Genomic DNA, 16,906 nt, shown 5'->3' with positions numbered 1-16,906 from the left:
TGGTGCTGCGACGGTGCGGAAGGTGCGGGAGGGGCGCCGGCGGCTGTAAGGGAGCACTGCTACACTTTGGTACAAATTACCAAGGCCGCCAGGCCCTACGCCCGTACCGGTCTCATGTTTGCGCCGTTCAGCACTCCAGAATTGCAGCGTCCTGGAGTTGCCACCGACACTCCCCTGCAACGCGCGCTGCGCGAACAACAAACCCTGCTCGACAGCGCAGGCGTGGGCATTGTGTTCCTGCGCCAGCGCAGTGTGGTGCGCTGCAACCAGCGGTACGCCGAGATTTTTGGCTATGCCAGCCCCGAGCGGTTGGTGGGACTCAACACCGAGGCGTTCTACCCCTCGCGCGAGGCGTTTCGCGATCTGGGCCGCACCGCCTATCCCGTGCTGGCCCAGGGCCAGGCATTCCGCGTCGAGCGCCAACTGCGCCGATGCGATGGCAGCTTGTTCTGGGGCAGCCTGACGGGGCGGCTCATCAACCCACAGGACACGACAGAAGGCTCCATCTGGATCCTGGACGACATCGATGAGCAAAAGCGCGCCCAGGCGGCGCTGGGTGCGGCAGTGCGTGAAAAGCAGTTGCTCTTCGACAGCGCGATGGTGGGGATCGCGTTCCTGCGTGACAGGCATCTGACCCGCTGCAACCACCACTTTGAACAGATGCTGGGCTACCAGCCGGGAGAACTGGCAGGCAGCCCCTCGCGCCAGTGGTACGCCAGCGATGCCGCCTGGGAAGAAGTCGGCCGCCGGTGCTATCCGCAGCTGGCCGCAGGCCACTCCTACGAAGGCGAGCTGGAGCTGTGCCGCAAGGACGGGACCCCCGTGATCTGCGAGGTGCGCAGCAAGTCCATCGACCCTGCCGATCCGTCCCAGGGCTCCATCTGGATCACCATGGACATCACGGAGCGCAAGCAGGCGCAGGCCCTGCTTGCCAGCACCCACGAAGACCTGGAAAGGCAAGTGCAGGACCGCACCCGCGAACTGCGCGAAACCGTGGACAACCTGCACCGTGAGATCAACGACCGCAAGGCCGATCAGGAGCGCATCTACTGGCTGGCCCACTACGACGCCCTGACAGGCCTGCCCAACCGCACGCTGCTGGCCGAACGGGCACAGCAGGCCATCCGCGTCGCCCAGGAAGGCAACACGCCGCTGGCCCTGATCTTCCTGGACCTGGACCATTTCAAGCATGTGAACGACTCCCTGGGCCACCGCGTGGGCGATGCGCTGCTGGTGGAGATCGCCAAGAGGCTTCGTGCAGTGGTGCGCGACAAGGACACGGTGTCGCGCCTGGGCGGTGACGAGTTCATTTTGCTGCTGCCCGGTGCCAACGCGCACGGCGCCGCCCGCGTGGCCGGCAAGCTGCAGGAGGCATCGCGCCAGCACTACCAGATCGACCACCACGAGCTGACCATGGCGCCATCCATGGGCATCGCGCTGTTCCCGCAAGATGGCGCGGACTTCGACACGCTGACCCAATCGGCCGATGTGGCCATGTACCGCGCCAAGCTGGATGGCCGCAACACTTTCAAGTTCTTCACCCCCGAAATGCAGGCGCAGTCGGTGCGCGCGCTGCAGCTCGAAAACGCCCTGCGCCGTGCGCTGGAGCGCAACCAGTTCCACCTGCACTACCAGCCGCAGATGAGCCTGACCAACGGCTCCGTACGCAGCGTGGAAGCGCTGCTGCGCTGGCAGCACCCGCAGCTCGGTGGGGTGTCGCCGGCAGAGTTCATTCCCATTGCCGAAGACAGCGGGCAAATCCTGCAGATTGGGGAATGGGTGCTGCGCACCGCGCTGGCTCAGCTCAAAACCTGGCGCACCAGCGGTTTTCCCAAACTGACAATGGCCGTGAACCTGTCTGCCATCCAGTTTCGCCAGCCCCAGCTGCCGGAGCTGGTGAGCCGCATGCTGGCCGAATTCGATCTGCCGCCCGACTCCCTGGAACTCGAACTGACCGAAGGCGTGGCCGTGGACGACCCGCATGCCGCGGTGGCCACCATGGACCAATTGCACGCGCGCGGCGTGCGCATGTCGATGGACGACTTTGGGACCGGCTACTCATCGCTGAGCCAGCTCAAGCGCTTTCAGATTTTCAAGCTCAAGATCGACCAGTCGTTCGTGCGCGACCTGGGCGATGACGGCAACGACCGCGCCATCGTGAGCGCCATCATCCGCATGGCCCAGGCGCTGGGCATGCGCACCACGGCCGAAGGCGTGGAGACCGAAGGCCAATTGGCCTACCTGCGCGAGCAAGGCTGCGACGAGGCGCAGGGTTACCACTTCAGCATGCCGCTGTCTGCGCCAGAACTGGAAGTTTTCATGCGGCGGCAACTGCATTGAACAACGTTTGCCGACAGGACCGGACCGTGCCGAGACCAATGGCTTCTGCAAGAGCCACGGGAGCCACAGGCAACTGCATCGGGTGGAACAATTAGATAAAAATGGCCTCTGGCGCTTGATACACAAGCGTTAAAAGCTATTTATTTAATAGCAAACAAAATTCAAGCCGCCGGAAGACCGAACATCCAGCGCCTCACCGCCCAAGTTGACCCCAACCCACCGAGATCAGCGGATCGGGAAGGCGTACATCAGGCCCTGCTTGTTCCACAGATTGTTGAGACCACGTGGCAGCGCCAGAGGCGACTTCTGACCGACATTGCGCTCAAAGATCTCGCCATAGTTGCCCGTGGTCTTGACAGCGCGCAGCAGCCAATCACGGTCCAGCCCGAGCAGCTTTCCGGTGTCTTCCGAGGAGGTCCCCACGATGCGCTGCACCACCGGCTGGGTACTGCTGGCCTTCAGCTGGTCCGCATTGGCCTGCGTCACGCCGTGCTCTTCGGCTTCGATGAGGCCGTAGATCACCCACTTGACCACGGCAAACCACTCGTCGTCACCCCGCCGCACCAAGGGCCCCAGGGGCTCCTTGGAGATCAGTTCCGGCAAGATGGTGTGTGTTGCCGCACCTTGCGGAACACCACTGCGCAGGGATGCCAGACCCGATGCATCGGTGGTGAACGCGGTGCAGCGGCCTGCCAGATAGGCGGACGTTGCAGCATCCACCTTCTCGAACATCACGGGCTTGATGTCGAGGTCGTTGGCACGGGAATAGTCAGCCAGGTTCTTTTCGGTCGTGGTCCCCGACTGCACACACACGGTCTGCCCCTTGAGCTGGCGGATGTTCTTGATCTTGCTCTTGGCAGGCACGATGAAGCCCTGGCCGTCGTAGTAGGTCACGGCCGTCTGGTGCAGGCCCAGCGATGCGTCACGTGCCAGCGAGAACGTGGTGTTGCGCGACAGCACATCCACCTCACCGGATTGCAAGGCGGTGAAGCGTTGTGGCACGTCCAGCGGCACATACTTGACCTTCTGGCCATCGCCCAGCACTGCGGCGGCAAGCGCCCTGCAGACATCGACATCGAGGCCTGACCACTTGCCGCTGGAGTCCGCCATCGCAAACCCGGCCAGCCCGGTGTTGACGCCACACACCACCTGCCCGCGCGCCTTGATGCCATCGAGTGTCTTGCCCGCATGGGCGGCGGGCGCCGCGAGCAACCCCGCCAATGCAGTGGCGCCCACCGCGGCGATCTGGCTCAGAAATGTCTTCATACGGTCTTGTCTCCCGGAAAATGATTCAGAGTGCCGCAGGTGGCGCAGCCTCTGCCCCATCCAGCATCTTCTGCATGAACTGGGCTTGCCCCATGCTGGGGTCGAGCGTGTAGGCGGCAAAGCCTTCCCGTTCATATGCGCGCAGGGCACTGTGGTTGCCTGAAAGCACTTCCAGCGTGAGCTTGCAGGCACCACGCTCGCGCGCCAGTGCCTCCACCGACTGCAGCATGCGCTGGGCAATGCGGTGACCCCGCCAGCCGGGCGCCACCACCACGTCATGCACGTTGACCAGGGGCCGGCACGCAAAGGTCGAAAAACCCTCCAGGCAATTGATCAGGCCCACGGGCACCTCGCCATTCAGCGCCGAGGCGTCAGCCGCCCATGCGATCACGCTGAAAGCCTGCGGCCGCTGGCGCAGCGCCTCGGGCAAGCCGCGCTGGGCCTCGGCACTGAGCGGAGCGCCGCCACCGGCCACGTCCCTTGCATAGCCGTCGAGCAACTCAACCAACGCCTGGGCTTCCCGGGCGTCGCCATAGTCCACGGGGCGGACGGTGATGGCGGAGGGTGTGTCAGTGTTTGAAGGCATCAATGGTTCGGGGCTGGCGGTAAAGACAGCAGCGTAGCGGATCGCACGGCGTGCCCACCGGTTGAGAGGGCCTGCGGAGCCATCAGCCGGCACGGGCCGCGTCGGCCAGCTTCTGCGCACAGGTGCTGGCCTGCTGCGCGTCGCGCGCTTCCACCATCACCCGCAGCAGCGGTTCGGTGCCGCTCGCGCGGATCAACACACGGCCCGATGCGCCCAGCTCCTGCTCAACCGCCTGGGTGGTGTCTGCCAGCAAGCGGTTGGCTTTCCAGTCCTGGCCAGGGGCCAGGCGCACATTCAGCAGCACCTGCGGATAAAGCGTGATGTCGGCCAGCAACTGCGCCAATGTGCGGCCGCTGCGCACACAGGCCTGCAGCACCTGCAGTGCGCTCACCAAGCCGTCGCCGGTGGTGTGGCGGTCCAGCGCCAGCAGGTGGCCCGAACCCTCGCCGCCCAGCACCCATTTGTGCCGTGCCAGTTCTTCGAGCACATAGCGGTCGCCCACCTTCGCACGCACAAACTTCACACCCCGGGCCTGAAGCGCCACCTCCACGGCCATGTTGGTCATCAGGGTGCCCACGACGCCCGGCACATGTTCATCGCGGCCCATGCGGTCCGAAGCCATGAGGTACAGAAGCTCGTCGCCGTTGTACAGGCGCCCCGTGGCATCGACGATCTGAAGGCGGTCCGCATCGCCATCGAGCGCAATGCCATAGTCGGCGCGGTTGGCGCGCACGGCCCGCACCAGTGCATCAGGGTGTGTGGCCCCTACCTCGTGGTTGATGTTGAGGCCATCGGGCGAGCAGCCTATCGACAACACCTCGGCACCCAGTTCGTGGAAGACCTTGGGCGCCACCTGATAGGCCGCACCGTGTGCCGCATCGACAACGATCTTGAGGCCCTTGAGGGTCAGGTCCTGCGGGAAGGTGCTCTTGCAGAACTCGATGTAGCGGCCAGCGGCATCATCGAGCCGCCGCGCCTTGCCCAGGCTGGCCGAATCGGCCCACACGGGGGGCTCGCCCACAGCGGCCTCTACGGCCTGCTCCCAGGTGTCAGGCAGCTTGGTGCCCTGTGCGCTGAAAAACTTGATGCCATTGTCGGGATAGGCGTTGTGGCTGGCGCTGATGACCACCCCCAGGCTCGCCCGTTGCGCACGGGTCAGGTAGGCCACGCCTGGGGTGGGCAAGGGGCCCAGCAGTACCACGTCCACACCGGCGGAGTTGAAGCCTGACTCCAGCGCACTTTCCAGCATGTAGCCCGAAATGCGGGTGTCCTTGCCGATCAGCACGGTGGGTCGGTCCTCGGTCCTGCGCAGCACACGCCCGACGGCATGGGCAAGGCGCAGAACAAAATCCGGGGTGATCGGTGGCTGCCCGACGGTGCCACGAATCCCATCGGTTCCAAAGTATTGGCGCGTCATGTTCTAGCGTCTCCTCGTATGAATCTCATTGTTTGTTATCCACGGCCAGAGGGCCTGGCATGCGCTCATTCATACAACGCCCCAGACCACCCAAGACCGAATCCATCAGGCCGCTTGCATCGCGCGCCACACAGCGAGCGCCGCCACCGTTTCGCGGACATCGTGCACGCGCACCACCGAAGCTCCCCGCTCCACGGCCAGCACGGCGGCCGCCACACTGGGCACCATGCGTTGCTCTACCGCCAAGCCCGTCACCGCCCCAAGCGATGACTTGCGGGACCAGCCTGCCAAAAGAGGATAGCCCGCAGCCCGCAACGCCGACTGGTGCGCCAGCAGCGCAAAATTCTGCTCCACCGTCTTGCCAAAACCAATGCCCGGGTCCAGCACAATTCGAGGCTTTTTGACCCCTCGCGCTTGTATATCAAGCGCAGAGCGCTCCAAAAAGTATAGCACCTGCAACACCACATCGCCCTCCATCGGGGCCGCCTGCATGGTCTGGGGATCGCGGTGCATGTGCATGAGACAGACCCCGCATTGCGGGTGCGATGCCACCACCTCCGCTGCCCCCGGCTGGCGCAGCGCCCAGATGTCATTGACGATGTCGGCGCCCAGGTCCAGCACCGCGCGCATGACCTCGGGCTTGTAGGTGTCGATGGAAATGGGCACGCCCAGGGACACCGCGCCCTGCACCAGCGGCACCACACGCGCCAGCTCTTCGTCCAGAGGCACCGCCGGGCTGCCCGGGCGCGTGGATTCCCCGCCAATGTCCAGAATGTGCGCGCCGTCGCGCAACAACTGCTCGCAATGCTGCAGGGCCGCTGCAGTAGAGCCATGGCGCCCGCCGTCGGAGAACGAGTCCGGTGTGACATTGACGATGCCCATCACACGGGGCTCTGTCAGGTCAATGGAGAAACGGGAGGTCTGCCAGATCATGGGAGCATCGAGAAAAGGTCACGGGCACCTTCCTTTTGAAGATCAGGAAGCAGCACGACATCGGCCATGAAAAACGGGGCACGAGGCCCCGTTTCAACGAATGGACCGACCAGCACTCAGGCGGCCGATGGCGCGGCGTCCGTCGTCACCGCGGGCGTGCCACCGCTGGAATTGTCACCGCCCGATGAGGGAGGCGTACGTGGGGTCCAATCCTTCGGAGGACGGGGCTCCTTGCCAGCCATGATGTCGTCCAGCTGCTCGGTATCGATGGTTTCCCATTCGAGCAAGGCCTTGGCCATGGCGTGCATCTTGTCGCTGTTCTCCTCGATCAGGCGGCGAGCCAGGTTGTACTGCTCGTCGATGATGCGACGCACTTCCATGTCCACCTTTTCCATGGTCTGCTCGCTCATGGTGGTGGTCTTGGTCACCGAACGGCCCAGGAACACTTCGCCTTCGTTTTCTGCATAGACCATGGGACCCAGCGCATCCGTCATGCCGTAACGGGTGACCATGTCACGCGCAATGTGCGTGGCACGCTCGAAGTCGTTGCTGGCGCCGGTGGTCATCTGGTTCATGAACACTTCTTCGGCAATACGGCCACCGAACAGCATGCTGATCTGGTTGAGCATGTACTCGCGGTCGTAGCTGTAGCGGTCTTGTGCAGGCAGGCTCATCGTCACGCCCAGGGCACGGCCGCGGGGAATGATGGTGACCTTGTGCACCGGGTCGCACTTGGGCAACAGCTTGCCGATCAGGGCGTGGCCAGACTCGTGGTAGGCCGTATTGCGGCGCTCCTCCTCGGGCATGACCATGCTCTTGCGCTCGGGGCCCATCAGGATCTTGTCCTTGGCCTTCTCGAAGTCCTGCATCTCCACGGTGCGGGCGTTGCGGCGCGCAGCCATCAGGGCCGCTTCGTTGCACAGGTTGGCCAAGTCGGCACCGCTCATGCCGGGCGTACCGCGGGCGATGATGCTCGGGGCCACGTCCTGCCCGATCGGGATCTTGCGCATGTGCACGTTCAGGATCTGCTCGCGGCCACGGATATCAGGCAGCGTCACATACACCTGGCGGTCGAAGCGGCCGGGTCGCAGCAGCGCAGCGTCCAGGATGTCGGGGCGGTTGGTCGCAGCCACCACGATCACGCCCAGGTTGGTTTCGAAGCCGTCCATCTCGACCAGCATCTGGTTCAGGGTTTGCTCGCGCTCGTCGTTGCCACCGCCCAGGCCCGCGCCACGCTGGCGGCCCACGGCATCGATTTCATCGATGAAGATGATGCAAGGGGCGTTCTTCTTGGCGTTGTCGAACATGTCGCGCACACGGGCCGCGCCCACGCCGACGAACATTTCCACGAAGTCCGAGCCCGAGATGCTGAAGAACGGCACCTTGGCTTCGCCCGCGATGGACTTGGCCAGCAGGGTCTTGCCGGTGCCGGGAGGGCCGACCAGCAGCAGGCCGCGGGGAATGCGGCCACCCAGCTTCTGGAACTTCTGTGGGTCCTTCAGGAAGTCCACAACTTCCTTGACTTCTTCCTTGGCCTCGTCGCAACCCGCAACGTCCGCGAACGTGACCTGGTTGTTGTTCTCGTCGAGCATGCGTGCCTTGCTCTTGCCGAAGCTGAAGGCACCGCCCTTGCCGCCGCCCTGCATCTGGCGCATGAAGTACACCCACACGCCGATCAGCAGCAGCATGGGGCCCCAGCTGACCAGCAGGGTCATGAGCAGGGAGCCTTCTTCGCGGGGCTTCACATCGAACTTGACGTTGTTGTTGATGAGGTCGCCCACGAGGCCACGGTCGAGGTAGGTGGCCGTCGTGCGGATCTTGCGGTCGTCATTGGTGACGGCCACGATCTCGGTGCCGCCCTGGCCTTCCTGGATGGTCGCGCTCTTGATGCGGTTGCTGCGGACTTCCTCCAGGAATTCCGAGTAGCCGACGTGGCCTGCGCTGGCGCCAGAACGGGTGTCAAACTGTTTGAACACCGTGAACAGCACCATGGCAATAACGAGCCACACGGCAATTTTTGAAAACCACTGATTGTTCAAGCGGGGCTCCAGTTGCGGAAAACAGAAAACGGACACACTGCCGTCATGGCACGCATGTGCGGCCCATTTTAGGTGTTTCAAGCCATCCGGCCATCCCTATTCCCCCTAGCGGCCATGGAAACAGCACGGGCTTTGGGGTCGGATTTCACAGATTCTTGACTTGAGGCAAGCCCCTTCAGGGGGCCTTCTTGAGGCCCATGCCCACCAAAAAGGTCTCGGACGATTTATCGCGCGAGGCCTTGGGCTTCAACGGTTTGACCACTTTGAAGGTCTGCTTGAACAGCGTGACGAGATCACTGTAACCACTGCCGTGAAAAAGCTTGACGACGAGGGCCCCATCCGGTTTCAAATGGTTGCAAGCAAACTCCACGGCCAGCTCGACCAGGTGGGCAATGCGCGCCGCATCGGCCGATTCGATACCGGACAGATTGGGGGCCATGTCCGAAACCACCACATCCACCACCTTGCCGTCGAGCGCTGCCTCCAGCCGCCCCAGCACGTCGGCCTCTCGAAAATCTCCGTTGATATAGGTGACGCCCTCGATGGGTTCCATGGGCAGGAGGTCCAGCGCAATGATGGTGCCATTGAGCTGGCCCGCTGCAGCCCCAGCCGGCGACATGCGCCTGCGCAGGTACTGGCTCCAGGCGCCAGGCGTGGAGCCCAGGTCCACCACGGTATACCCAGGCTTGATGAGACCCAGTTGTTCGTCGATTTCCTTGAGCTTGTAGGCTGCGCGGGCCCGAAAACCCTCTTTGTGGGCCAACTTGACATAGGTGTCGTTGACATGGTCATTCAACCACGCCTTGTTGACCTTCTTGCTTTGGGTTTTGACTTTCATACAGCTCCATTGTCTCTCGACAATCCGCACCGCCGATAATACGGCCCATGCCCCAAATTCAACTGACTCCCGCCGAGCGCCGGGAACAACGCGCCAACGCCCACCACCTGGACCCCGTCGTCCTGATCGGCGGCGATGGCCTGACGCCTGCCGTCCAGAAGGAAATCGACGCTGCCCTGAATGCCCACGGGCTGATCAAGGTGCGTGTTTTCAACGACGACCGCGTGGCCCGGGAACTGATGTACCAGCAGCTCACCGCAGAACTCAACGCTGCACCGATTCAGCACATCGGCAAGCTGCTGGTGCTCTGGCGCCCTCAGCCGGTCAAGGAGCGCACGGTCGATGAAGACCGCATGCCCGGCCCGCGCGACGTCAAGGTCCTGAAATACAGCAAGCGCGGCGGCCAGCGCCCCGAGATCAAGCAACTGCGCGTGCTGGGCAACCAGCGCCTCACTTCGGGTGGGCAGATCAAGCGCGCCAAGCCCAAACAAAAATCCATCAAGAAGCGCCAGGCGGACTGATGAGCCCTGAAGCAGTCCCTGCAACCTTTGCAGCACCTGCCGGCACGGCGCCCGCCCGCCACATCCTCTGCATGAAATGGGGCACGAAATACGGCCCCGAATACGTCAACCGGCTTTACGCCATGGTGCGCCGGCACCTGAGCGGGGACTTTCACTTTGTCTGCCTGACCGATGACAGCGCCGGTATCCGCAGCGAGGTGCAATGCCTGCCCATCCCGGCGCTCGATCTGCCGCCGGGCATTCCCGAACGGGGCTGGACCAAGCTGGTCACTTTCAGCAAGGACCTGCACGGACTCCGGGGCACGGCCTTGTTCCTGGATGTAGACGTGGTCATCACCGGCCGCCTGGACGATTTCTTTACCAGGCCGGGCGAGTTTCTGATCATCCACGACTACAAGCGCCCCTGGCGCGTCACGGGCAATTCATCGGTCTACCGGTTTGAACTCGGGGCGCACCCAGACGTGCTGGAGCACTTTCGCGCGCATTTCGCAGAAATCCGCGAACAGTTCCGCAACGAACAGGCTTATCTCTCGGATTTTCTGCATCGGCAAGGCAAGTTGCAGTACTGGCCCGAAGCGTGGTGCCCGAGTTTTAAATACCACGGCATACCGACTTGGCCGACCAACTACTGGCGCGCCCCGTTCGTGCCAGCCGGTGCGCGCATCGTGATTTTTCATGGGGAGTGCAATCCGCCCGATGCACTGGCCGGGCGGCGCAACCGGCGGTTTCGCTACATCCGACCCGCGACCTGGGTAGCAGAGCATTGGCGCGAATAGTCGGCCCTACCTCGGACTGAGAGCCCAGGCCACGACTCAAGCGCTGTCTGGCCCATCGGCGGCAGATGAAGGCTTCAGATCGTGGCGCAGCGTGTGCCACAGCACGGCCAATGCGCAGCACCACTGAAGCACATACATCACCGTCCCCACGCTGTGCCACAGGCGCAGATCCTGCCGCGCCACAATGCGCGGTGCAACGCCAAACTGCGTGAGCAGCGCCAGCAGCAGACCGCCAAGTATGAAAACCATAGCAGCTTGCGCCCATGGATACTGCGCTACGGCCTGTTTTGGCCTTGAAACCAGCAGCAAAACCAGGCAACAAGCCACCGCCACCCAGGTCTGCGCCGCGAACAGCTTGGCCGCCATGTTGCCCGCCACCATGGGCGACGGAAGGTGGGCAAACAGCATCGGAACCACCAGAAACCCAATGGTGGTCAGGCTGCCCCACCAGAGGGCAGCCACCAAAGCGGGGAGGCGATGGAGCATGCCGCGCCTGTTCACTGGTAGCTGACCGCCACCACTTCGTAGCGACGAACGCCGCCGGGCGCCTGCACTTCGGCAGTGTCGCCCTCCTCTTTGCCGATCAGTGCCCGGGCAATGGGGCTGGAGATATTGATCAGGCCGAGCTTCAAATCTGCCTCGTCTTCGCCCACGATCTGGTACTTCACCATATCGCCAGACTCTTCGTCCTCCAGTTCGACCGTGGCGCCGAAAACGACCTTGCCACCGCCGTCCACGCCGCTCGGATCAATCACCTGGGCCACCGAGAGTTTGCCCTCGATCTCCTGAATACGGCCCTCGATAAAGCCCTGGCGGTCCTTGGCAGCGTCGTAGTCGGCGTTTTCGCTGAGGTCGCCTTGAGCGCGCGCTTCGGCAATAGCCGTGATCACGCCCGGGCGCTCGACGGTCTTGAGGCGGTGCAGCTCTTCCTTGAGCTTTTCAGCACCGCGCTTGGTAATCGGAATGGTGGCCATCGTGTTGCGTCTCCAAAAGTCAAAACGGTGAAAGCGCCAAGAGCACTTCCACCGGTCAGTCACCACATCACGCCCGGGCTGCGCAGGGCGATACAAATGGCAAGTCTACAAAAGGAAACCGCCGCACGTTGCCGCGCGGCGGTGTCTGTTCAGGCGAAGATTATGCCGCTTTTGCCGGGGCTCAGGCGGCCAGTTGGGCGTGCAGCTCCTGCACCGAATAGACGTCGAGCTTGTCCAGGTACTTCATACCTTCCACCGCCGCCTCGGCGCCAAAGATGGTCGTGAACGTGGTCACCCGGGCCAGCAGCGACGAGGTACGGATGGCACGCGAATCGGCAATCGCATTGCGGCGCTCTTCCACGGTGTTGATGACCATGACAATTTCGTTGTTCTTGATCATGTCCACGATGTGCGGGCGGCCTTCGGTGACCTTGTTGACCACCTTGACCGGCACGCCGGCCGCTTCAATCGCAGCGGCCGTGCCCTTGGTGGCCACGAGCTCGAAGCCCAGGGCAACGAGCTGGCGTGCGATGTCGACAGCGCGCGGCTTGTCGGCGTTCTTCACGGTGAGGAACACCTTGCCCGAAGTGGGCAGCTTGGTGCCCGCACCGAGCTGGCTCTTCACGAAGGCTTCGCCGAAGGTCTTGCCCACGCCCATGACTTCGCCGGTGGACTTCATCTCGGGGCCGAGGATGGTGTCCACGCCGGGGAACTTCACGAAGGGGAACACGGCCTCCTTCACGCTGAAGTAAGGCGGCGTCACTTCCTTGGTGATGCCTTGCGAGGCCAGCGTCTGGCCGGCCATGCAGCGAGCGGCCACCTTGGCCAGCTGGATGCCGGTGGCCTTGCTCACGAAGGGCACCGTGCGCGAGGCGCGCGGGTTCACTTCGAGCACGTAGATCACGTCCTTGCCGTCGACTTCCTGGATGGCGAACTGCACGTTCATCAGGCCCACCACGCTCAGGCCTTCGGCCATGGCCGCGGTCTGGCGCTTGATCTCGTCGATGGTCGGTTGCGACAGGTAGTACGGGGGCAGCGAGCAGGCGGAGTCGCCGCTGTGCACGCCGGCCTGCTCGATGTGCTCCATCACGCCGCCGATGAAGGTGACGCCCGCGGAGTCGCGCACGCAGTCCACGTCGCACTCGATGGCGTTGCTCAGGAAGCGGTCCAGCAGCACCGGCGAGTCGTTGCTCACCTTGACGGCTTCGCGCATGTAGCGCTCCAGGTCGCGCTGCTCGTGCACGATCTCCATCGCGCGGCCGCCCAGCACGTAGCTGGGGCGCACCACCAGGGGGTAGCCCAGGGCGGCGGCCTTTTCCAAGGCCTCGGGTTCGGTGCGCGCAGTCGCGTTGGGCGGCTGGCGCAGGCCGAGCTCGCCCAGCAGCTTCTGAAAGCGCTCGCGGTCTTCGGCCGCATCGATCATGTCGGGGCTGGTGCCGATGATGGGCACGCCAGCGGCTTCCAGGCCCAGGGCCAGCTTCAGAGGCGTCTGGCCGCCGTACTGCACGATCACGCCGACCGGCTTTTCCTTGTCCACGATCTCCAGCACGTCCTCGAGCGTCACAGGCTCGAAGTACAGGCGGTCGGAGGTGTCGTAGTCGGTGGAGACGGTCTCGGGGTTGCAGTTGACCATGATGGTCTCGTAGCCGTCCTCGCGCATCGCCAGCGCCGCATGCACGCAGCAGTAGTCGAACTCGATGCCCTGACCGATGCGGTTCGGGCCACCGCCCAGCACCATGATCTTCTTGTTGCTGGTGGGCTCCGACTCGCATTCCGCGACGCCGCCGTGCGTGGCGGCTTCGTAGGTGGAGTACAGGTACGCCGTGTTGGTGGCGAACTCGGCCGCGCAGGTGTCGACGCGCTTGTACACCGGGCGCACGTTCAGCGCGTGGCGTGCTTCGCGCACGGCCTTTTCGGTGGTCTTGAGCAGCTTGGCCAGGCGGCGGTCGGAGAAGCCCTTTTGCTTGAGCGTGAACAGCGTGCCCGCGTCGAGCGCCGCCAGGGCGCCCTCGCCTTTGTCGGCCACCAGCTTGTCGATGTCGAGCTCGATCTTCACGATCTGCTCGATCTGCACCAGGAACCACTTGTCGATCTTGGTGAGGTCGAACACTTCGTCCACCGACAAACCCATGGCGAAGGCATCGCCCACGTACCAGATGCGCTCGGGGCCGGGCTCGCCCAGTTCCTTTTCGAGCACTTCGCGGTCCTGGGTCTTCTCGTTCATGCCGTCCACGCCCACTTCCAGGCCGCGCAGGGCCTTCTGGAAGGATTCCTGGAAGGTGCGGCCCATGGCCATGACCTCGCCCACGGACTTCATCTGCGTGGTCAGGCGGCTGTCGGCGGTCGGGAATTTCTCGAACGCGAAACGCGGGATCTTGGTGACCACGTAGTCGATGGAAGGCTCGAACGATGCGGGCGTGATGCCGCCCGTGATCTCGTTGCGCAGCTCATCGAGCGTGTAGCCCACGGCCAGCTTGGCCGCGACCTTGGCGATCGGGAAACCCGTGGCCTTGGAGGCCAGCGCCGAGGAGCGCGAGACGCGCGGGTTCATCTCGATCACGACCATGCGGCCGTCCTTGGGATTGATCGAGAACTGCACGTTGGAGCCGCCCGTGTCCACGCCGATCTCGCGCAGCACCGCCAGCGAGGCGTTGCGCATGATCTGGTATTCCTTGTCGGTCAGCGTCTGCGCGGGGGCCACGGTGATCGAGTCGCCGGTGTGCACGCCCATCGGGTCCAGGTTCTCGATGGAGCAGATGATGATGCAGTTGTCCGCCTTGTCGCGGACCACTTCCATCTCGTACTCCTTCCAGCCGAGCAGCGATTCTTCGATCAGCAGCTCGTTGGTGGGCGAGGCTTCCAGGCCGCGCTTGCAGATGGTCTCGAACTCTTCGGGGTTGTAGGCGATGCCGCCACCCGTGCCGCCGAGCGTGAAGCTGGGGCGGATCACGGTGGGGAAGCCCACCTGCTTTTGCACGCCCCAGGCCTCTTCCATGCTGTGGGCGATGCCCGAGCGCGCCGAGCCCAGGCCGATCTTGGTCATCGCGTCCTTGAACTTCAGGCGGTCTTCGGCCTTGTCGATGGCCTCGGGCGTGGCGCCGATGAGCTCGACCTTGTACTTGTCGAGCACGCCGTTATGCCACAGGTCCAGTGCGCAGTTGAGCGCGGTCTGGCCACCCATGGTGGGCAGGATGGCATCGGGGCGTTCCTTGGCGATGATCTTCTCGACCGTCTGCCAGGTGATGGGCTCGATGTAGGTCACGTCGGCCGTGGCCGGGTCGGTCATGATCGTCGCGGGGTTGCTGTTGATCAGGATGACCTTGTAGCCCTCTTCGCGCAGCGCCTTGCAGGCCTGTACGCCGGAGTAGTCGAATTCGCAGGCCTGGCCGATGATGATCGGGCCAGCGCCGATGATGAGAATGCTTTGGATGTCTGTGCGTTTTGGCATGGTGCGTCGATCAGTCGATCGTGGGTTCGGCTGCCTGGGGGCTGGAGGTAGGGGCAGAGGCTGCGGCGTCTGCGGGCAAACGCCGCTGGGTCAACTTGGCAAGCAGCGCCTGTACCCGTTCGGGAGGAAGGTTCTTCTGCATCAGTTGCAGCAGGCCGTCGCCCTGAATCAGCGGGCGCAAGACCTCTTCTTCCGCGTCATAAAACGTCACTTCCCACTCCTGCAGCAGTTCTGCAAAGGCGGCATCGTCCTGGGTCTTGCCCTTGGCCACGAGCGTGACGAGAGGCATCGCCTTGTTCTCGATAAACGCTTTTTTGTAGGGCTTTTGCGCCCAGCGCTCGGTGAACCACTCACGGTGGGGCGATGGCAGGGTCAGGACACGCTTGTGGATCGCCTTTTCCAGCGATGCGAGAGGGAAACTGAAGAGTTTCATGGCGCTGTTTCCTCACGTGCTCAACCGGCTTTCGCCGCGCGCATGGCGTCGGTGAAGCGGTCGAAGAGATAAGCAATGTCGTGCGGCCCGGGGGAAGCTTCAGGATGCCCCTGGAAGCAAAATGCCGGCTTGTCCTTGTGGACCAGCCCTTGCAACGTGCCGTCAAACAGGCTGACGTGCGTGGCGCGCAGATTGGCAGGAAGCGATTCCATTTCCACCGCAAAACCGTGGTTCTGGCTCGTGATGCTCACGCGGCCGGTGTCCAGGTCCTTCACCGGGTGGTTGGCACCATGGTGGCTGTGCGTCATCTTGAAGGTCTTGGCGCCTGCGGCCAGGGCCATGATCTGGTGACCCAGGCAGATGCCGAACGTGGGCATGCCACTGTCCACGATGGTGCGGGTCGCTGCGATCGCGTAGTCGCAAGGCTCCGGATCGCCAGGGCCATTGGACAGGAAAACGCCATCGGGCTTGAGTGCCAGCACGTCGGCGGCAGGCGTCTTCGCGGGTACCACGGTGACCTTGCAGCCGCGCTCTGCCAACATGCGCAGAATGTTTTTCTTCACACCAAAGTCATAAGCCACCACGTGGAACTGCGGCGCTGCCAGCTCGCCGTAGCCAGAGCCCAGCTTCCATTCGGTCTGCGTCCACTCATAACGCGATGCCGTGGTCACCACCTGGGCCAGGTCCAGCCCGGCCATGTTGGGGGCCGCCTTGGCCATGGCAATGGCTTCGTCGATGAGCGCCTGCGTGACGGCCTGGCCAGCGGCAAGGCCGATGATGGCGCCGTTTTGAGCACCCTTGCTGCGCAGCAGGCGCGTCAGCTTGCGGGTATCGATGTTGGCGATGGCAACGGTCTTCTCGCGCACCAGGTACTGCGAGAGCGTTTCTGTGGAGCGGAAGTTGCTGGCCAGCAGGGGCAGGTCTTTGATGATCAGGCCTGCAGCATGGACCTTGTCGGCTTCGATATCCTCCACATTGACGCCATAGTTGCCGATGTGCGGATACGTGAGGGTCACGATCTGCTGGCAGTAGCTCGGGTCGGTGAGGATTTCCTGGTAGCCGGTGATGGCGGTGTTGAACACCACTTCGCCGACGGTGGTGCTGGTGGCACCAATCGAATTGCCGATAAAGACCGTGCCGTCTGCGAGCGCCAGGATGGCGGGCGGGAAATTTCCCTGTAGAGACAAAAGCACTGGGTTCTCCGGATGGTTACGGTCGCCCGGCGCCTGCAGGCCGCTTGCAAAGGATATTTGCAATCGAGTGCCAGCGGCTGCTCTCAGATGGGTTGTTGCTTTGGGTGCGGTCGGGCGACGCTGTTGCGAGAAAAGCTCCCGA

At 63.5% G+C, this 16,906-nt stretch carries 14 protein-coding genes; 3 read left to right on the top strand and 11 right to left on the bottom strand.

The window, feature by feature from the left end:
- Positions 1–114 precede the first annotated feature (114 nt).
- The gene (locus ARADN35_RS0100450) at positions 115–2,340 is read left to right on the top strand and encodes a sensor domain-containing protein (RefSeq protein ID WP_010457881.1); all 2,226 of its coding nucleotides are present in this window, start codon (positions 115–117) and stop codon (positions 2,338–2,340) included.
- Positions 2,341–2,565: 225 nt separating this feature from the next.
- Here ARADN35_RS0100450 and ARADN35_RS0100445 read toward each other — a convergent pair whose 3' ends face one another.
- The 6 genes from ARADN35_RS0100445 to ARADN35_RS0100420 all read right to left on the bottom strand — a co-directional run bounded on the left by ARADN35_RS0100445 (position 2,566) and on the right by ARADN35_RS0100420 (position 9,419).
- Positions 2,566–3,606 carry an amino acid ABC transporter substrate-binding protein gene (locus tag ARADN35_RS0100445; protein ID WP_010457880.1) on the bottom strand — a complete coding sequence of 347 codons (1,041 nt, stop codon included), beginning with the start codon at positions 3,604–3,606 and terminating at the stop codon, positions 2,566–2,568.
- A 25-nt stretch (positions 3,607–3,631) separates the two neighbouring features.
- Positions 3,632–4,192 carry a GNAT family N-acetyltransferase gene (locus tag ARADN35_RS0100440; RefSeq protein ID WP_050812408.1) on the bottom strand — a complete coding sequence of 187 codons (561 nt, stop codon included), beginning with the start codon at positions 4,190–4,192 and terminating at the stop codon, positions 3,632–3,634.
- A gap of 82 nt (positions 4,193–4,274) precedes the next feature.
- Positions 4,275–5,609 carry a phosphoglucosamine mutase gene (gene glmM / locus ARADN35_RS0100435; RefSeq protein WP_010457877.1) on the bottom strand — a complete coding sequence of 445 codons (1,335 nt, stop codon included), beginning with the start codon at positions 5,607–5,609 and terminating at the stop codon, positions 4,275–4,277.
- 105 nt (positions 5,610–5,714) lie between these two features.
- A complete protein-coding gene (folP, locus tag ARADN35_RS0100430; RefSeq protein WP_010457876.1) occupies positions 5,715–6,542 on the bottom strand; it encodes a dihydropteroate synthase in 828 nt (275 codons plus the stop codon).
- A 116-nt stretch (positions 6,543–6,658) separates the two neighbouring features.
- Entirely contained in the window at positions 6,659–8,581 is a 1,923-nt protein-coding gene (ftsH, locus tag ARADN35_RS0100425; RefSeq protein ID WP_010457875.1) for an ATP-dependent zinc metalloprotease FtsH, read from the bottom strand.
- A 175-nt stretch (positions 8,582–8,756) separates the two neighbouring features.
- Positions 8,757–9,419, bottom strand: coding sequence for an RlmE family RNA methyltransferase (locus tag ARADN35_RS0100420; protein ID WP_010457874.1), 663 nt, complete (start codon positions 9,417–9,419; stop codon positions 8,757–8,759).
- Between the two features lie 47 nt (positions 9,420–9,466).
- Here ARADN35_RS0100420 and ARADN35_RS0100415 point away from each other — a divergent pair, with 47 nt between their 5' ends.
- Together ARADN35_RS0100415 and ARADN35_RS0100410 are read left to right on the top strand one after the other, a co-directional pair.
- Positions 9,467–9,940: a YhbY family RNA-binding protein gene (locus ARADN35_RS0100415; RefSeq protein ID WP_010457873.1), complete on the top strand. Its 474-nt coding sequence runs from the start codon at positions 9,467–9,469 to the stop codon at positions 9,938–9,940.
- On the top strand, positions 9,940–10,716 hold the full coding sequence (locus ARADN35_RS0100410; RefSeq protein ID WP_010457872.1) for a hypothetical protein: 777 nt from the start codon (positions 9,940–9,942) through the stop codon (positions 10,714–10,716). Before ARADN35_RS0100415 ends, ARADN35_RS0100410 begins: the two co-directional genes overlap by 1 nt.
- Before the next feature lie 36 nt (positions 10,717–10,752).
- Here ARADN35_RS0100410 and ARADN35_RS0100405 read toward each other — a convergent pair whose 3' ends face one another.
- The 5 genes from ARADN35_RS0100405 to carA form a co-directional block, all read right to left on the bottom strand.
- Positions 10,753–11,202 carry a DUF4149 domain-containing protein gene (locus tag ARADN35_RS0100405; RefSeq protein ID WP_010457871.1) on the bottom strand — a complete coding sequence of 150 codons (450 nt, stop codon included), beginning with the start codon at positions 11,200–11,202 and terminating at the stop codon, positions 10,753–10,755.
- Positions 11,203–11,213: 11 nt separating this feature from the next.
- A complete protein-coding gene (greA, locus tag ARADN35_RS0100400) occupies positions 11,214–11,690 on the bottom strand; it encodes a transcription elongation factor GreA (protein WP_010457870.1) in 477 nt (158 codons plus the stop codon).
- Positions 11,691–11,871: 181 nt separating this feature from the next.
- Positions 11,872–15,138 (bottom strand): carbamoyl-phosphate synthase large subunit, encoded by a 3,267-nt coding sequence (carB, locus tag ARADN35_RS0100395; protein ID WP_010457869.1) that lies wholly within the window; start codon positions 15,136–15,138, stop codon positions 11,872–11,874.
- A 10-nt stretch (positions 15,139–15,148) separates the two neighbouring features.
- Positions 15,149–15,571: a hypothetical protein gene (locus ARADN35_RS0100390; RefSeq protein ID WP_010457868.1), complete on the bottom strand. Its 423-nt coding sequence runs from the start codon at positions 15,569–15,571 to the stop codon at positions 15,149–15,151.
- Positions 15,572–15,591: 20 nt separating this feature from the next.
- The gene (gene carA, locus ARADN35_RS0100385; RefSeq protein WP_029412741.1) at positions 15,592–16,764 is read right to left on the bottom strand and encodes a glutamine-hydrolyzing carbamoyl-phosphate synthase small subunit; all 1,173 of its coding nucleotides are present in this window, start codon (positions 16,762–16,764) and stop codon (positions 15,592–15,594) included.
- Between the last annotated feature and the right edge of the window lie 142 nt (positions 16,765–16,906).

The sequence above is a fragment of the Acidovorax radicis N35 genome, assembly GCF_000204195.1.
GTDB classification, from domain to species: Bacteria; Pseudomonadota; Gammaproteobacteria; order Burkholderiales; family Burkholderiaceae_C; genus Acidovorax; species Acidovorax radicis.
The sequence above is the reverse complement of the archived record's forward strand: the minus strand, read 5'-3'. Positions and strand labels throughout refer to the sequence as shown.

Bases quoted from the DNA above. Each gene is read 5' to 3' on its own strand.
- ARADN35_RS0100415 (WP_010457873.1), top strand. From the start codon at position 9,467: ATGCCCCAAATTCAACTGACTCCCGCCGAGCGCCGGGAACAACGCGCC.
- carB (WP_010457869.1), bottom strand. From the start codon at position 15,138: ATGCCAAAACGCACAGACATCCAAAGCATTCTCATCATCGGCGCTGGC.
- ARADN35_RS0100440 (WP_050812408.1), bottom strand. From the start codon at position 4,192: ATGCCTTCAAACACTGACACACCCTCCGCCATCACCGTCCGCCCCGTG.
- folP (WP_010457876.1), bottom strand. From the start codon at position 6,542: ATGATCTGGCAGACCTCCCGTTTCTCCATTGACCTGACAGAGCCCCGT.
- ARADN35_RS0100450 (WP_010457881.1), top strand. From the start codon at position 115: ATGTTTGCGCCGTTCAGCACTCCAGAATTGCAGCGTCCTGGAGTTGCC.
- ARADN35_RS0100410 (WP_010457872.1), top strand. From the start codon at position 9,940: ATGAGCCCTGAAGCAGTCCCTGCAACCTTTGCAGCACCTGCCGGCACG.
- glmM (WP_010457877.1), bottom strand. From the start codon at position 5,609: ATGACGCGCCAATACTTTGGAACCGATGGGATTCGTGGCACCGTCGGG.
- greA (WP_010457870.1), bottom strand. From the start codon at position 11,690: ATGGCCACCATTCCGATTACCAAGCGCGGTGCTGAAAAGCTCAAGGAA.
- ARADN35_RS0100405 (WP_010457871.1), bottom strand. From the start codon at position 11,202: ATGCTCCATCGCCTCCCCGCTTTGGTGGCTGCCCTCTGGTGGGGCAGC.
- ARADN35_RS0100445 (WP_010457880.1), bottom strand. From the start codon at position 3,606: ATGAAGACATTTCTGAGCCAGATCGCCGCGGTGGGCGCCACTGCATTG.
- ARADN35_RS0100390 (WP_010457868.1), bottom strand. From the start codon at position 15,571: ATGAAACTCTTCAGTTTCCCTCTCGCATCGCTGGAAAAGGCGATCCAC.
- ARADN35_RS0100420 (WP_010457874.1), bottom strand. From the start codon at position 9,419: ATGAAAGTCAAAACCCAAAGCAAGAAGGTCAACAAGGCGTGGTTGAAT.